The sequence below is a fragment of the Pseudomonas sp. 21LCFQ010 genome, from assembly GCF_024129905.1.
Classification (GTDB): domain Bacteria; phylum Pseudomonadota; class Gammaproteobacteria; order Pseudomonadales; family Pseudomonadaceae; genus Aquipseudomonas.
The window spans coordinates 52,912-68,448 of the sequence record NZ_JAMYDZ010000005.1; the positions used below are offsets into that span (position 1 = coordinate 52,912).

General features: G+C 59.0%; 17 protein-coding genes. 13 read left to right on the plus strand and 4 right to left on the minus strand.

The window, feature by feature from the left end; genetic code table 11:
• Positions 1-36: 36 nt before the first annotated feature.
• Together NJC38_RS08095 and NJC38_RS08100 are read left to right on the plus strand one after the other, a co-directional pair.
• Positions 37-522, plus strand: a complete 486-nt coding sequence (locus tag NJC38_RS08095; RefSeq protein WP_045488069.1) for a YajQ family cyclic di-GMP-binding protein — start codon at positions 37-39, stop codon at positions 520-522.
• Positions 523-698: 176 nt separating this feature from the next.
• On the plus strand, positions 699-1,529 hold the full coding sequence (locus NJC38_RS08100) for a mechanosensitive ion channel family protein (RefSeq protein WP_253113120.1): 831 nt from the start codon (positions 699-701) through the stop codon (positions 1,527-1,529).
• Positions 1,530-1,807: 278 nt separating this feature from the next.
• Here the strand turns inward: NJC38_RS08100 and NJC38_RS08105 are convergent, their stop codons facing one another.
• Together NJC38_RS08105 and NJC38_RS08110 are read right to left on the minus strand one after the other, a co-directional pair.
• Positions 1,808-3,346, minus strand: a complete 1,539-nt coding sequence (locus NJC38_RS08105) for an AmpG family muropeptide MFS transporter (protein WP_045488075.1) — start codon at positions 3,344-3,346, stop codon at positions 1,808-1,810.
• Positions 3,347-3,402: 56 nt separating this feature from the next.
• Positions 3,403-3,747 (minus strand): MGMT family protein, encoded by a 345-nt coding sequence (locus tag NJC38_RS08110; RefSeq protein ID WP_253113652.1) that lies wholly within the window; start codon positions 3,745-3,747, stop codon positions 3,403-3,405.
• A 169-nt stretch (positions 3,748-3,916) separates the two neighbouring features.
• Between NJC38_RS08110 and NJC38_RS08115 the strand changes: the two genes are divergently transcribed.
• Entirely contained in the window at positions 3,917-4,924 is a 1,008-nt protein-coding gene (locus tag NJC38_RS08115; RefSeq protein ID WP_253113123.1) for a DUF481 domain-containing protein, read from the plus strand.
• 24 nt (positions 4,925-4,948) lie between these two features.
• Here the strand turns inward: NJC38_RS08115 and NJC38_RS08120 are convergent, their stop codons facing one another.
• Positions 4,949-5,707 (minus strand): SDR family oxidoreductase, encoded by a 759-nt coding sequence (locus tag NJC38_RS08120; protein WP_253113125.1) that lies wholly within the window; start codon positions 5,705-5,707, stop codon positions 4,949-4,951.
• 121 nt (positions 5,708-5,828) lie between these two features.
• On the opposite strand from NJC38_RS08120, the gene NJC38_RS08125 reads away from it, so the two are divergent.
• From NJC38_RS08125 to NJC38_RS08170, 10 genes are all read left to right on the plus strand, one after another.
• Entirely contained in the window at positions 5,829-6,560 is a 732-nt protein-coding gene (locus NJC38_RS08125) for a DUF2470 domain-containing protein (RefSeq protein ID WP_253113133.1), read from the plus strand.
• Between the two features lie 66 nt (positions 6,561-6,626).
• A complete protein-coding gene (locus NJC38_RS08130; protein WP_253113136.1) occupies positions 6,627-7,115 on the plus strand; it encodes an FxsA family protein in 489 nt (162 codons plus the stop codon).
• Positions 7,116-7,358: 243 nt separating this feature from the next.
• Positions 7,359-7,652, plus strand: a complete 294-nt coding sequence (locus NJC38_RS08135) for a co-chaperone GroES (RefSeq protein WP_045488088.1) — start codon at positions 7,359-7,361, stop codon at positions 7,650-7,652.
• Between the two features lie 52 nt (positions 7,653-7,704).
• Positions 7,705-9,348 carry a chaperonin GroEL gene (gene groL, locus NJC38_RS08140; RefSeq protein ID WP_045488091.1) on the plus strand — a complete coding sequence of 548 codons (1,644 nt, stop codon included), beginning with the start codon at positions 7,705-7,707 and terminating at the stop codon, positions 9,346-9,348.
• 172 nt (positions 9,349-9,520) lie between these two features.
• Positions 9,521-10,204: a two-component system response regulator ColR gene (colR, locus tag NJC38_RS08145; protein WP_045488094.1), complete on the plus strand. Its 684-nt coding sequence runs from the start codon at positions 9,521-9,523 to the stop codon at positions 10,202-10,204.
• Entirely contained in the window at positions 10,194-11,483 is a 1,290-nt protein-coding gene (locus NJC38_RS08150; RefSeq protein WP_045488097.1) for a HAMP domain-containing sensor histidine kinase, read from the plus strand. The genes colR and NJC38_RS08150 overlap by 11 nt, the downstream gene beginning before the upstream one ends.
• Before the next feature lie 147 nt (positions 11,484-11,630).
• Positions 11,631-12,323, plus strand: coding sequence for a class I SAM-dependent methyltransferase (locus NJC38_RS08155; protein ID WP_253113655.1), 693 nt, complete (start codon positions 11,631-11,633; stop codon positions 12,321-12,323).
• A 27-nt stretch (positions 12,324-12,350) separates the two neighbouring features.
• A complete protein-coding gene (locus NJC38_RS08160) occupies positions 12,351-13,046 on the plus strand; it encodes a lipopolysaccharide kinase InaA family protein (RefSeq protein ID WP_253113657.1) in 696 nt (231 codons plus the stop codon).
• Positions 13,046-13,273 (plus strand): hypothetical protein, encoded by a 228-nt coding sequence (locus NJC38_RS08165; RefSeq protein WP_045488108.1) that lies wholly within the window; start codon positions 13,046-13,048, stop codon positions 13,271-13,273. Before NJC38_RS08160 ends, NJC38_RS08165 begins: the two co-directional genes overlap by 1 nt.
• 429 nt (positions 13,274-13,702) lie before the next feature.
• A complete protein-coding gene (locus tag NJC38_RS08170; protein ID WP_253113139.1) occupies positions 13,703-14,401 on the plus strand; it encodes a PspA/IM30 family protein in 699 nt (232 codons plus the stop codon).
• Positions 14,402-14,439: 38 nt separating this feature from the next.
• Here NJC38_RS08170 and NJC38_RS08175 read toward each other — a convergent pair whose 3' ends face one another.
• A complete protein-coding gene (locus NJC38_RS08175; RefSeq protein ID WP_253113668.1) occupies positions 14,440-15,537 on the minus strand; it encodes a DUF1513 domain-containing protein in 1,098 nt (365 codons plus the stop codon).

Here is a 15,537-nt window from a genome sequence, read left to right on the forward strand (position 1 = left end):
GAATTACCGAACACGCCGTTCATCTGGAGAAAATACATGCCTTCGTTCGACGTAGTGTCCGAATTGGATAAACACGAAGTCACCAATGCCGTCGACAACGCGATCAAGGAGCTGGACCGCCGTTATGACCTCAAGGGCAAGGGTTCTTTCGAATTCAACGATAAAGACCTGGTCGTGACCCTGACCGCCGAGGCAGAGTTTCAGCTCGAAGCGATGATCGAGATTCTCAAACTGTCGCTGGTCAAGCGCAAGATTGACGTCAAATGCCTGGAAGTCAAAGACCCCTACGCTTCCGGTAAGGTCAGCAAACAGGAAGCGACCTTGCGCGAAGGCATCGACAAAGAGCAGGCCAAGAAGATCGTTGCCCACATCAAAGACTCCAAACTCAAGGTCCAGGCCGCCATTCAAGGCGAGCAACTGCGCATCACCGGCAAGAAGCGAGACGACCTGCAGGACGCCATCGCCCTGTTGCGTGCCTACGACGCTGAACTGCCGCTGCAATACAACAACTTCCGCGATTGAGTGTTCCGTCCGGCTGGCCTGCCAGGCCGGCCGGCTCAGCGCTTGATACTGGCCGGCCAGGGAACCCTGGCGGCCTGAGCGCGTCCCACGCAGCGTATCAGCCCTGAAATGACTCCTTTGCTCTGGTGCGGGAGGGTTTTGGCGTTGGCGAAAAACAGGTTTTAAGGAGTAGATGTATGGATTTGAATGCCGAAGTGGACCAGCTGTGGAAGATTTCCCAGGCCTGGATCCCGATGGTCATGCAATACGGCAGCAAACTGTTGCTGGCACTGGTGACCCTGACCATCGGCTGGTGGCTGATTAACCGTCTGACCGACCGGATTGGCGCCTTGCTGGCGCTGCGTAATGCTGATCGGGCGTTGCAGGGCTTTGTCAGCAGTCTGGCCAATATTGCGCTCAAAGTAATGCTGGTCATCAGCGTGGCATCGATGATCGGTGTCGAAACCACCTCCTTCGTCGCGGCCATCGGTGCTGCCGGTCTGGCCATTGGCCTGGCGCTGCAAGGCAGCCTGTCGAACTTCGCCGGTGGCGTATTGATTCTGCTGTTCCGGCCGTTCCGTATTGGTGACTGGATCGAGTTCCAGAACATGGCTGGTACGGTTGATAACATTCAGATCTTCCACACCATCCTGCGCACCGGCGACAACCGTACCGTCATCGTACCCAATGGCGTGTTATCCAATGGCATCATCACCAATACCAACCGCCAGCCGACCCGCAAAGGCGTGTTCGACGTCAAGGTTGGTTACGACAGCGACCTCAAAGCCGCCCTGCAAGTGTTGCTGGAAATGGCCGACGACCCACGTGTGCTCAAAGACCCGGCGCCCCAGGCGGTGGTCAATGCCTTGGGCGACAACGCCATCGCCCTGCAACTGCGGGTATGGGCCAAAACCGGCGACCTCGGTGATGTGCTGTCAAAGTTCAACCTCGAAGCCCGCGACCGCCTCAAAGCGGCTGGCATTGAAATCCAGTACCAGCAACAAGTGGTGCAGTTGAGCAAGGGTTGAGATCGGTAACGGGCCACCGCTAGCTGCTCTTGCTGTAGCCGCTGCCGTTGATGTTGCTTTTGATCTTCAAGCCGAGATGGCACAGACGCCGCGAATCGGCGCCACGGAGGGAAGTCCGCCCGCAGGGCGGACCCAAACCAGGAGCAAGCGGTTTTCCCCTATTTTGCCAAGCACAAAATAGGGTCGCCCGTCGGGGCGAAACCCGCAGTTCAGACAACCGCGGCAAAGACCCTTGTACAAAAAGAATAGTCTTCGGGGCTGAAGCTGCTCCTGCCGCGTTAAACCTCAGTCTTCTCAAGCGTCACGGCAGGCTTTTGCCGCAGCTCGCGGCTCCACTGCAAGATAATCATGATCAGCGTCGGCACCCCCAGAAGTGCCGTGATCAGGAAGAAATTGTGGTAGCCGAACTTCTCTACCATCACCCCTGAATAGCCGCCAATCAGGCGCGGCAGCAACAGCATGATCGAACTGAGCAACGCATATTGGGTCGCCGAGAAACTCAGGTTGGTCAGGCTCGACAGATACGCCACGAACGCCGAAGTCGCCAGTCCTGAACTGAAGTTGTCCAGCGAAATGGTCACCACCAGCATCTGCACATTCGGGCCCATGTCCGCGAGCATCAGAAACAGGATATTGGTCGCCGCCGAGGCCAGGCCACCAATGAAGAGAATCGGCATGATGCCGAACCGCACAATCAGCAGCCCGCCCGCACCGGCGCCGATCAGGGTCATGATCAGACCGAAGATCTTGCTGACACTGGCGATCTGCTCCTTGGTAAAGCCCTGGTCGATATAAAACACATTGGCCATGACCCCCATCACCGTATCGGACATCCGGTAGGTTGCGATCAGCCCCAACAGCAGCAGCGCTTGCCATCGATAACGCAGGATGAAGTCGTTGATCGGGGTCAGTACCGGCGCCAGGCCGCGACGGCCCATCGCCGACAGGCACGCGCCGCTGAGCAGCGCGTAGAGGATGGCGCGCAGAAAGGCGCGGTCTTCCAGCAGCAGATCCACCCAGCCGACATTGCCGAACAGCACGCTGGCAAAGTCGGTGTTGTACAGCTGGGTAAACAGCGCCGGAACCGAGACCAGCAGCACGATCAAGACGAAAACCGAGGCCAGCTGATGAATGAAACCGTAGCGCGCCGCCGACAACTGGGTACGCAGCGCCACCGGTGGCTCGCGCATGATGAACGTGGTGATCAGCGCCGGCAGCATCAACAGGCCGAATAACACATAGACGCCGGTCCAGGCCGAGTGCTTGTAGGCAAAGCCGGTAGAGCCAAAGCCCTCGGCGAAATACAGCGCGCCAGCGGTCGACAGCAGTGCGGCGACCCGATAACCGGACATGTAGCTGGCTGCCAGCGCGGCCTGCCGGGTGTCGTCGGCGATTTCCAGGCGATAGGCATCAATGGCGATATCCTGGGTCGCAGAGGCGAAGGCGACCACCACGGCAATCGCGATCAGCCAGGACAGATGCTGTTGCGGGTCGCAAAAACCCATGCCAATCAGCCCGAGGATCACCAGAATCTGCGAAAGCACCAGCCAGGAGCGGCGCCTGCCGAGTTTGCCGAGCATTGGCAGGCGCCACTGGTCGAGCAGCGGTGACCAGACCCATTTGAAGGCATAGGCCAGCCCGATCAGGCTGGCGTAACCAATGGTTTCCCGAGCAACCCCGGCTTCACGCAGCCATACCGACAGGGTCGAGAACACCAGCATATAAGGCAGACCGGCGGCAAAGCCGAGCAGTAGCAGCACGAGCGTCGATGGGCTGGCATAAGCGGCGAGCGCGGCGCGCCAGGTTTTACGGGGCATGAGCTAGGGACTGCCTCAGGTAACTGAAAAACAAAGGGCGCACTCTAACCTCACTGCTACATGGGACGCCAGCGATGGCGTTGCATATCGACCCGATTGTTGCGGATGGTAATGCCTTCGGCGCGTAACCGGGCACGCTGCTCGTCACCTGAGGCGGTGCCGGCTGGCAGGCTCAACCGGCCACCGGCCCCAATCACCCGGTGCCATGGCAGGCTGGAGCCTTCCGGCAACTGGCTCAGGGTCCGGCCGACCCAGCGCGCTGCCCGGCCCAGCCCGGCCAGTTGCGCCAGTTCCCCGTAACTGGTGACGCAGCCGGCCGGAATCTGGGCGAGCGTCAGGTACAGGGCATCACGGCGCAACTGGGCCGGCGACGGTTCGGATTCAGAGGATGCAGGGGGCATGGTCACGGCGCTATCTTGTCCACACGTGCAGGCAGCACAGAGATTCGAGTGTTTGAACTACAGACCGTTCGTGCGGTCATTGGTACTCGCGCCCGCGGTATTCGGTCTACTGGAGCGATCCGACGGATAATGCCTGAATTCTCCGCCAAACAGAGCCTAGTCGTTGCTTATGTTGTCCAGAACCCTGTTGTGCCTCGCCATCACTACCGCCTCCACGCCATTGCTCGCCGATACTGTCTGGTTGAAAAACGGTGACCGGCTGACCGGTACCATCAAGCTCTTCGACGGCGGCAAGCTGCTGCTGCAGACTGACTACGGTGGAGCGATCCCGCTGGACTGGAGCAAGATCAAGACCCTGGAAAGCAAGGAGCCGCTGCTGGTCAAGCAGAACCAGTACACCGGCGAGGTGGCCAAGTCGCTGCAGGCCGGTGAAGACGGTCAGGTGGTACTGGCCAACGGCGATGCGCCCAAGACTGTCGAGCTGGCCAGCATCCAGCAAATCGTCAAGCCAAAACCGGTCATCACCGATCTGGTGTGGAAGGGCAACATTGACGCGGCAATCGATTTCCAGCGTGCGGAAAAGAACACCGATGACTACGCGGTGTCGTTCAAGACCACGGCGCGTCACGACCGCTGGCGGCACAACGCCAAGGGCGAGTACAACCGCGAGACTCAGGACGATGTGGTCAGCACCGATAACTGGAGCGCTGACTACTCGCTCGATTACTTCCTGACCGACAAGTTTTACTGGGACGGCCGGGTCAACTACAAGCGCGACAAGATCGAAGACCTGAGCCGCGAGCGTACCGTCGGTACCGGTCCGGGTTATCAGTTCTGGGATGACGAGCTGGGTGCGTTCAAGGTCGGCGGGCTGCTCAACCGCACCGACTACGAGTTCTCTAACGGCCAGAAAGAAAACTTCTATGCGCTGGCCGGGACCTGGGATTACAACCGCTACCTGGTCGGCAAGAAATTCGAGTTCTTCACCAACGGCGAGCTGGGCAAGCCGCTCAGTGGCGTGGCCGATTACTCGCTGGATGTCGAGGTCGGCCTGCGCTACAAGGTCACCGACTGGGCATCGCTGAACGTCAAGGCCGGGCGCGACATCATCAGCGGATCCAACGACGGTGATATCAACAAGACCCGCTACACCGCAGGTTTTGGGGTGACCTGGTAATACATCATTCGGGCGATGCCGGTGTCAGATCCGCATTGCCCCATCCACCTCCAGCACCCGCCCGCTGAAATAGTCATTTTCCAGAATGAACGCCACTGAGCGGGCGATCTCTTCGGGCTTGCCCATCCGCTTGAGCGGGATGGCCGAGGTCATCTTCTCCAGGGCCTCGGGTTTCATGCTGGCAGTCATTTCAGTCTCGATAAAGCCCGGCGCCACTGCGGCAACGCGAATACCGAAACGCGCCAGTTCCCTGGCCCAGGTCACGGTGGCGGCCACCACGCCGGCTTTGGAGGCGGCATAATTGGTCTGGCCAATGTTGCCGGCACGCGAGATTGAAGAAATATTCACGATCGCGCCCTGGCTCTGCTGTTCGACCATTTTTGCCGCCACCTCGCGGGTGCACAGGAATACACCGGTCAGGTTGACGTCGATCACCGATTGCCACTGGGCCAGGCTCATGGTGCTGATCTGTCCGTCCTTGACCTTGAGTAGCATGCCGTCGCGCAAAATCCCGGCGTTGTTCACCAGGCCATGAATCGGGCCGAAGTCTTCTGCAATCCGCGCGACGGTGTCGATGACCTGCGCCTCGTTGGCGACGTTACACAGGTAAGCGCGGACCTGCACGCCTTGGGTCGTGAGGCTGGTGACTGCCTGATCGAGTTTGGCCTGATCCAGATCCAGCAGCGCCAGATTCGCGCCGCGCCCGGCCAGGTCGCGGGCCATGGCCAGTCCCAGACCCTGGCATCCACCGGTAATAATGATTAACTTGCCTTTCAGTTCCATAAACGTGCTCACTAGCAAATCATAGTGATGGCATGTCGGCCATGCCGGGGCTCGTGACAGGTATAGCAGCCCTTCGGCACTGCTGACTACCGGACCCGTAATAACTGATAGAGGAGTCATGATGAGCGGCAAAGCATCCAGGTCGGCGCGTGAGCTGTTGTTGCGCGAGTACCGCGGCGTGTTGTCCACGCATTCGAAGTCGATGCCCGGTTTTCCGTTCGGCTCGGTCGTCCCGTATTGCCTGGACGAGCAGGGCAGGCCGCTGATCCTGATCAGCCGCATCGCTCAGCACACTCACAACCTGCTTCAGGACCCCAAGTGTTCGTTGCTGGTGGGCGAGCGTGAGGCGGCCAACGTTCAGGCCGTGGGGCGCATTACCTTGATGGCTGAAGGACACAAGCTGACCGACCCGGCCGCTATCGAGGCGGCCGCGCAGCGCTACTACCGTTACTTCCCGGAGTCGCAGAATTACCATAGCGCCCACGATTTCGATTTCTGGCTGCTGACGCCGGTCCGCTATCGCTATATTGGTGGTTTCGGTGCCATCCACTGGCTCGATGAGGTCGCGCTGGCCAACCCGTTCGCCGGGGCTAGCGAGACCGGTATGGTCGAGCACATGAATCAGGACCATGCGCAGGCCATTGCCCATTATGTGCAACTGGCCGGCCTGCCGCAGACCGAGCCGGCGCAGATGGTCGGCCTGGACAGTGAGGGCATGCACTTGCGCATCGGTCAGGCGCTGTACTGGTTGCCCTTTGCACAGGTTTGCAACACACCGACACAGGTTCGCGAAGCCTTGGTTTATCTGGCCCGCGCGGCAGAATGGCCGGTTCCCGAGTCGCCTGTGGCTTGATTTAACGACTTTCCGACATCACTTAAGGTCTACAGCAAGACGTTCTTGCGTAGAGGAAACTATTCGATGCGTGCTTTTCTGCTGCTGTTTTTATTGTTCCCGGTGCTTGAGCTGTTCGTTCTGGTAAAAGTCGGCATGTCCATTGGTTTTCTGTGGACATTCCTGCTGGTGCTGGCGACCTCGGCACTTGGGTTCTTTGTGATGCGTGTCGCCGGTCTGGCCACCGCCCTGAGTGCGCGTGAGAGCCTGGCTCGCGGTGAATTGCCCGCACAGCAGATGCTGGAGGGGCTGACTGTCGCGGTCGGCGGTGGTCTGTTGCTGCTGCCGGGGTTCATCAGTGACGTGCTGGGCGTGCTGTGTCTGTTGCCGTTCACCCGTCGCCTGCTGATCGGCAAGCTGCGCAAGCGGGCCGAAGACCAGGCCATGCGCCAGCGTGCGTTTGCTGACGACCTGCGTCATCACCAGCATCCCGGCGCCGGCCAGCATGGGGCTATTCATCAGCCAACCCGTGAGCCCGATGTCATCGAAGGTGAGTTCGAGCATCGCGACAAGTAATCCCCCGTGTTCGCTCGATACGGCACCTTCGGGTGCCGTATGCGTTTGAGGCCGTTGTAAAATTTTTTTCGGGCTGCACTTGTAATCACCTGCGGCGCCCTTATCTATGTGTCACCGCAAGGTTTCTGGCTCAGACGCCAGACCGTTTTCTGCGGTTCGCCTATCGAACCGTAACCGGCAAGGCCGGATTTTTAACTCGCCGGTGCCTTCACCGGACTTACAAACACAATCAGGAGATCGACAATGAAGCTTCGTCCTCTGCATGACCGCGTCGTAATCCGTCGCAGCGAAGAAGAAACGAAAACTGCCGGTGGCATCGTGCTGCCAGGTTCGGCTGCCGAGAAGCCAAACCGTGGCGAAATCGTCGCTGCAGGTACCGGCCGTGTTCTGGACAACGGTGAAGTCCGTGCGCTGGCCGTGAAAGTGGGTGACAAAGTCGTATTTGGCCCTTACTCCGGCAGCAACACCGTGAAAGTAGACGGCGAAGACCTGCTGGTAATGAGCGAGAACGAGATTCTCGCGGTTATCGAAGGCTGAGTCTTCCCCGCTCAATTTCCCGCTACTACACAGTATTCAAGGAATAACGATCATGGCTGCTAAAGAAGTTAAATTCGGCGATGCCGGCCGTAAAAAAATGCTCGCAGGCGTTAACGTCCTGGCTGACGCAGTAAAAGCTACCCTGGGCCCGAAAGGCCGTAACGTGATCATCGAGAAGAGCTTCGGTGCTCCTCTGATCACCAAGGACGGCGTATCGGTCGCCAAAGAAATCGAACTGAAAGACCGCTTCGAAAACATGGGCGCGCAACTGGTCAAGGACGTAGCGTCCCGCGCCAACGACGACGCCGGTGACGGTACCACCACCGCTACCGTACTGGCCCAGGCCATCGTCAACGAAGGCCTGAAAGCCGTCGCTGCCGGCATGAACCCGATGGACCTCAAGCGCGGCATCGACAAGGCCACTGCGGCCATCGTTGTTCAGCTCAAGGCGCTGTCCAAGCCTTGCACTGACACCAAGGCAATTGCCCAGGTGGGTACCATCTCGGCCAACTCCGACACTTCCATCGGCGACATCATTGCTGAAGCCATGGAAAAAGTGACCAAAGACGGCGTTATCACCGTCGAGGAAGGCTCGGGCCTGGAAAACGAACTGTCCGTCGTGGAAGGCATGCAGTTCGACCGTGGCTACCTGTCGCCGTACTTCATCAACAAGCCCGACACCATGGTTGCCGAGCTCGACAGCCCGCTGCTGCTGCTGGTTGACAAGAAGATCTCCAACATCCGCGAAATGCTGCCAGTGCTGGAAGCCGTTGCCAAAGCCGGCCGTCCGCTGCTGATCGTTGCTGAAGACGTCGAAGGCGAAGCCCTGGCGACTCTGGTTGTCAACAACATGCGCGGTATCGTCAAGGTTGCTGCGGTCAAGGCCCCAGGCTTCGGCGATCGCCGCAAGGCCATGCTGCAGGACATCGCGGTCCTGACCGGTGGCACCGTGATCTCCGAAGAGATCGGCCTGAGCCTGGAAAGCACCACTCTGGAGCACCTGGGTAACGCCAAGCGCGTTGTACTGAACAAAGAAAATACCACCATCATCGACGGCTCGGGCAACAAGACCGACATCGATGCGCGTATCGCCCAGATCCGTCAGCAGATCGGCGACACCAGCTCCGACTACGACAAAGAGAAACTGCAAGAGCGTCTGGCCAAGCTGTCCGGCGGTGTTGCGGTGATCAAGGTCGGCGCCGGTTCCGAAGTCGAAATGAAAGAGAAGAAAGCCCGCGTTGAAGACGCCCTGCACGCTACCCGTGCAGCCGTTGAAGAAGGCGTGGTTCCTGGCGGTGGCGTGGCACTGGTCCGCTCCCTGCAGGCTATCGAAGGTCTGCAAGGCGACAACGCCGACCAGAACGTCGGTATCGCTCTGCTGCGTCGTGCCGTTGAAGCGCCTCTGCGTCAGATCGTTGCCAACTCCGGCGACGAGCCAAGCGTGGTGGTCGACAAGGTCAAGCAAGGTTCGGGTAACTTCGGTTACAACGCTGCGACCGGTGAATACGGCGACATGATCGACCTGGGTATCCTGGACCCGGCCAAAGTGACTCGTTCGGCTCTGCAAGCGGCTTCGTCGATTGCCAGCCTGATGATCACCACTGAAGCGATGATTGCCGATATCGCTGAAGACAAGCCTGCTGCAGGCGGTATGCCTGACATGGGCGGCATGGGTGGCATGGGCGGCATGATGTAAGCCAGCCTTACCCCTTTGCGTCACCGCAGAACCCCGCCTTGTGCGGGGTTCTTCATTTCTGCTGGCTGAGCCGAAAGCGTTTCAGCAGATTAATCGATACCCGGTGGCGGCTTGCACCGCGTTGGGGTATCTGCCTAAGCTGCGCCAGCCTTAATTGCATGCGGAGAGCCCTATGCGAATTCTTCTGGTCGAGGACAACCGCGATATTCTGGCGAACCTGGCCGACTACCTGAGTATGAAGGGATACACAGTCGATTGTGCCCAGGACGGCCTCTCGGGACTGCATCTGGCGGCGACCGAACACTATGACCTGATCGTGCTGGACATCATGCTTCCGGGCATTGATGGCTACACGCTGTGCAAGCGCCTGCGTGAAGATGCCCGCCGTGATACTCCGGTGATCATGCTCACCGCTCGCGATCAACTGGATGACCGTCTGCAAGGTTTCCGTTCGGGGGCCGACGATTATCTGCTCAAACCTTTTGCCTTGTCTGAACTGGCAGCCCGTATCGAAGCGGTGCTGCGTCGTGCCCAGGGGGGCGGTCGGCGTACCCTCCAGGTCGCTGACCTGGTCTACGACCTTGATACCCTGGAAGTCACCCGCGACGGGCGGATGCTCAAGCTCAACCCGGTGGGCCTCAAGCTGCTGGCGGTGTTGATGCAAAAGAGCCCGCACGTGTTACGTCGGGAAATTCTTGAAGAGGCACTGTGGGGCGACGACTGCCCGGACAGCGACAGCCTGCGCAGCCATGTTCACCAGTTACGCCAGGTGATCGACAAACCCTTTCCTAAAGCCTTGTTGCAGACTGTGCACGGTGTAGGCTATCGGTTGGCCGAGGGCCGGGATGGAGTTTAAGCAAAGTCTTGCCCAACGGATCATCATCGCCTTTGCGCTGATGAGTGCACTGGTGGCCGGATCCTTCGCCGTGGGCATTATCTCCACGGTTCACCTGGTCGAAGAAAAACTCATTTCCGCCGGCCTGGGCGGTGATCTCAATCGGCTGTTGCTGGCCGACAGCGTCAGCGACTGGAGCCATCGTCCGAAACAGGACCAACTGTTCTATTTCAGCAATGGTCCGGGCGATTTCGACCTGCCACAGGACATTCGTCATCTGGAGCCAGGCTTTCACGAAGTGTTTCGCGGACCGTCTTCCTATCACGCGATGATCGAAGTGGTCGACGGTCGGCATTATGCGCTGCTGCAGGACCAGAGCGATTTTGAAGAGCGCGAGCGCGTGCTGTTTGCCGTGGTGCTGGTGGGCTTCGTGCTGGCCCTGGCCCTGGCGGTATTCCTTGGCTGGGTGCTGGCCCGTCGGGTAATGGCACCGGTGGTGCGCCTGGCGCGTCAGGTGCGCCACCGCGACCAGTTGCTGGGCCTGGCTCCGCCGTTGGCACCCGATTATGCCGCCGATGAAGTGGGTGAGCTGGCGGGTGCGTTCGACGCCACACTGGGGCGTTTGCGTCAGGCTCTGACCCGCGAGCGGATGTTCACCAGTGATGTCAGCCATGAATTGCGCACGCCACTGATGGTCCTGGCCAGCTCCTGCGAATTGTTACTGGAGAATCCGGCGCTGGACCAGCGTGCCCGGCGTCAGGTTGAGCGTATCGCACGGGCCTGTGAAGAAATGCGCGACCTGGTGCAGACGTTCCTGATGCTGGCGCGTACCCAGCGTGAAGATCCGACCATGACGCCAAGGGCCACGTTGACCGGCACCGCCGAGCAGCTGATTGCCCAGTGGCGCGGGCCAATCGAAAGCAAAGGGCTGCAACTGATCTACAACCCGCCCGAGCCCGACCAGGTTTCTGATATCAGCTACAACGCGACCTTTCTGTTGGCGGTGATGGGCAACCTGTTGCGTAATGCGCTGCACTACACCGATCAGGGGTTCATCGCTTTGACCCTGCAGGGTGAAGGCTTTATGGTCGAAGACAGCGGCGTGGGCATTCCGGAAGAGAAGCGTGAGGCCATGTTCGAGCCGTTCGTACGGGGCAATGAGCAGCGCGGTGAAGGCCTGGGGCTGGGGTTGTCGCTGGTTCAGCGCATTTGCGCGAACCAGGGCTGGACCGTCAGCCTGAGCCCGATGGAGCCCAACGGCTGCCGGTTCAAGGTCAGCCTGGAGACTGCCAGGCCCTGAGGGACTGGCAGTGTTCTTCAGAGGCTCGTAACTACCTGTAATCTATAGAAACATTCCATGGGCTTGCGCGACTTTTTTTTCACATAAACATGACCTGATGCAGACGGACGGGCACCTATCGTGGCGCCATCTGAATCGGAGACGTTTATGAACAAGCGCATCGAACTGGAGTTTTCCAACAAATACGACGACAGCCACGCCCGCCAATATCTGGAAAAACATCGGAACGGTTTGTGGCGTCGCTTGTCCCATCAGCGCGACGAGCAGTTGGCCCGCAAGGCATTGCGCCTTGCCGGTGACCCTGGTCTGGTTCTGGATTTGCCTTGTGGCGCAGGGCGCTTCTGGCCATTGCTGGCCGAAAAACCAGAGCGTTTGATCATCGGTGCGGACAATTCGGCCGATATGCTCAGAACCGCGCGTCATGCTCAGCCGGAAGATGTCGTACAACGGGTACAACCTTTGCAGACATCAGCCTTTGCCATCGACCTGCCGGACAATGCAGTAGACAGCATCTTTTGCATGCGCTTGTTGCACCATGTTGGTCAGGCGCAGCATCGGGCTGCTCTATTACGGGAGTTTCACCGGGTCTCGCGAGACAGTGTCATCGTCTCGCTGTGGGTCGACGGCAATTTCAAGGCCTGGAAACGCAAGCGTCTTGAGCGCAAGCGCAATGGTTCCGGTACCCCGCAAAGTGGGGCCGACGGTTACCAGAACCGTTTTGTGTTACCGGCAGCAACGGTCGAGAAAGAATTTGAACAGGCAGGTTTCAACATCCAGAAGCGTCTGGACTTCCTGCCGATGTATGCGATGTGGCGAGTCTATCTACTACGCAAACAATAAAAGGATGGGCAGGTAATGGCCGGACAGATGACACTGGAAGTAGCTGACAGCAGCTTCGGACGCTTTTGGGGGCTGCATGGCGAATGGGTTGAGCAGCCCAACGTGCGCCGCGGTGGCGAAAGCGGGGTGCAGCGGGTATGGGCCGATAACGGTCAGCTGTTGTATGTCAAACGTCAGGCCGGGCATGTCTATCGCAGTTGGCGCTACCCTCTGGGCCGGCCTACAGTCCTGCGCGAGCAGGATGCTCTGGAAGGGTTGCGTAGCCTGGGCGTCAGTGTGCCGAACATTGTCTTTTGTGGCGCCGAACGCGACCAACAGGGGCAGTGGCGGGCGCTGCTGGTCACCGAGGCCTTGAACGGATTCGAAGAAATCGATCACTGGTACGCCTCAGGTGGTCGTGAGCGACACGGTGAACAAGTGCACGACCGCCTGCTCCAGGTACTGGCTGAAAGCCTGGCGCGGATGCACCGCGGGCGTTGGCAACATAGTTGCCTGTACAGCAAGCATGTTTTCGTGAAGGTCACCGGCGAAGGCGAGCAGGCCGAGGTCCAGGTGGCCTTGCTTGATCTGGAAAAAGCCCGCAAGCGCCTGACGGCTGGCCGGGCGGCGCGGCATGATCTGCGGCAATTACGACGCCATTCGTCATTTAGCCTCTGCGACTGGGATAAGTTGATCTACTTTTACCAGACAGCGTTTGGCAGCGCTCTCAAGGGGTTAGGTTAATGAAACTAGAAATGGCTAGAGGTTTGTTTCTGGTTGCAGCCTTGGCGACTACCACCATGGCGGTCGCTGCATGGGAGCAACCCTCAACCAGGATACTCAGTACGCCTCATGGTGAAGGCTATTGCCCGTTGCCACGGGCCGCCAAGCCGCTGCAAACGGCGCAGCCCGATCATGACTTTCTGCTGTTGCTGTACAGCTTGCTGCAAGGGACTGGTACGAAAAGCTGAACGCGCAGCTCTAAACACCTGGGCTCTGCGGCGCTACGCGCGCCATCGTAGCGATGCCAATGCAGGTGGTTTTTATAGGGGCCCTCCGAGCCTGTTTTGCGGGACCGTAATCGGTATTACGCTGGCGGTCTCGCCCTGGTTTTTAAAAGTGCTTTCTACTGAGTATTTCACCGGGGTGGTGCTGACTCCGGTGTTTGCCTTGCCTGCCTGCCCCTCATTCTCCGAGTTTTCTTGAAAACCCTCATTGATACGCTGATAGAACGTGTCAAGTTTCCAGTGTCGAGTAAATAACTTTTTACTCTGTGGAATATTCCTACAAATATAAATACTGTTTCTTGCATATTAATAAATTTAAATATGCCATCGTCTTGTCCGGGTTAGTTGCTGATTCCTTTCTTATCTATTGTGTCAGAGCACAAGGAAACTCTCATGGGCCGGATCTGGACGAAACTGCTGATCGCGTTGCGCGGCGGCGCCAATGATACTGCCGAAGCCGTTATGGCTCGTCAGGCATTGCGTATCCTCGATCAGGAAATCTGCGCAGCAGAAGAGCAAGTCGGGGTCGGGCGCTCGAACTTTGCCAATCTGATGACCAAACAGATACTGGCCGCCAGGGAAGCCGAACAGACCCGTGAGCAACTGAACGAACGCACCAGGGTGGTCGGCAACGCGCTGGCAACCGGCGATAAGAATCTGGCCATGGATGTTGCCGGGCAGGTCGGCCGGCTTGAACTGTTGCTGATTGAAGACACCCGGATTGCCAACGAATATGCCAGAAGCGTTGATAATCTGCGTCAGGCACTTGAAATGAATGAAAGCAAACTTCGGGCGCTGAAAAAACAGATCGAACTCTTGCGCGACACCGACTTTGTCCAGCAGGCCCAGACCAGCCTGTCCACATCACGTCGTGAACCGGCAGCACGCCTTCAGGTCGTGGCTGATACCCTCGATTCCATCCGTCAGCAGCAGCAGGAAACCGCAGCCCAGCTTCAGGCAGAAGAGATGCTGTGTTTGCGCGATCAGGATCTGGAGCGCCGCCTGCGCGACGCTTCGGTAATTTACGACCGTAGCAGTGCCAGCGCAGTGCTTGAGCGCATCAAGGCGGGTGCCGGTTTTCAGGTGTCCTGACAGCAGCCTGGATGTTTCGGGGCGGTACGACGCTGCTATCAAGCCAGGTGCAGGTGGTTATCCCAGAACGCGCCAGGCAGCTCCAGTGGCTTGGGCTGCAAGGTTGCCTGACGGCAATCATAGAAACGGCAACGCCCCTGGCCAGAGGTCACCACAAAGCCGTCCTGTACGGCGCCCACGCCAGCACAGTCCGGCATTGAGGCATCCAGCTTCAGGGCGGCGCTGTCCAGGTCCCAGATAAACAGCCGGTTGGCCCGCGGCGCGGTCAGGGCGACCAGCCGCAGTTCGTTATGAATCGCGACACTGGCGGTGTAGTGGTTCATGGCGCGCAATTGCTGTTCGGCCACGGCAAAGGGTTCGAACGGCTGTCCGGGCCGCTTGATCGCCAGCAACTCGGCCAACTCCTGAGAGTCCCCCATGAACTGCTGGCCGGCAACGATGGTGCCATCGCTGGCTACGGCCAGGTGCCGTACGCTGTTCATCTGCTGGCTCAGGGTTTCCTTGCTCAGCAGGGTGCCGTCACGCTGCATCAGCACCAGGCTCGGTTGCATGGCATCGAGGTTCATCTCGACCCGGCTTTCGGCTTCGGTGCGGATACCACCATTGGCGACGATCAGGGTTTCGCCATCCGGCATCCACGAAACCTGATGCGGACCAATACCATGAGTGGAAATTTCGCCACTGTGTTCCAGGCGCTGATTGACGAAACGATAGACCCCCAGCACACCCCGACCAGGATCACGCGTGTCGTTTTCCGTGGCGTACAGCCATTCACCGCTGCTGTGGATCACCGCATGGCCATAGAAGTGCCGGTTCGGCTGTGCGGTGATGGTTTGCAGCAATTTGCCGTCACGCAGGTCAATCAGGTAGCTCTGCGTGCCGGGGCGGCGGGCAATGAACACTGCCAGCGGCAGCTCGGGATGATTGATGATGTCGTGGCAGCGCTGGGCGACTTCAGTGGCGAACACCTGCTTGCCATCAAGCCGATAGCCCACGGCGTAGTGCTTGCCGTCGGCGTCATCGCGGGCGGACAGCAGCAAGGGGCTGCTGCCGTTTTGCCGGAACAGACTCCAGCCACCGAGTGTGAATGCACTGAGCAGCAGGCTGCCTAGCGCCAGAGCCTGGCGTCGCAACAT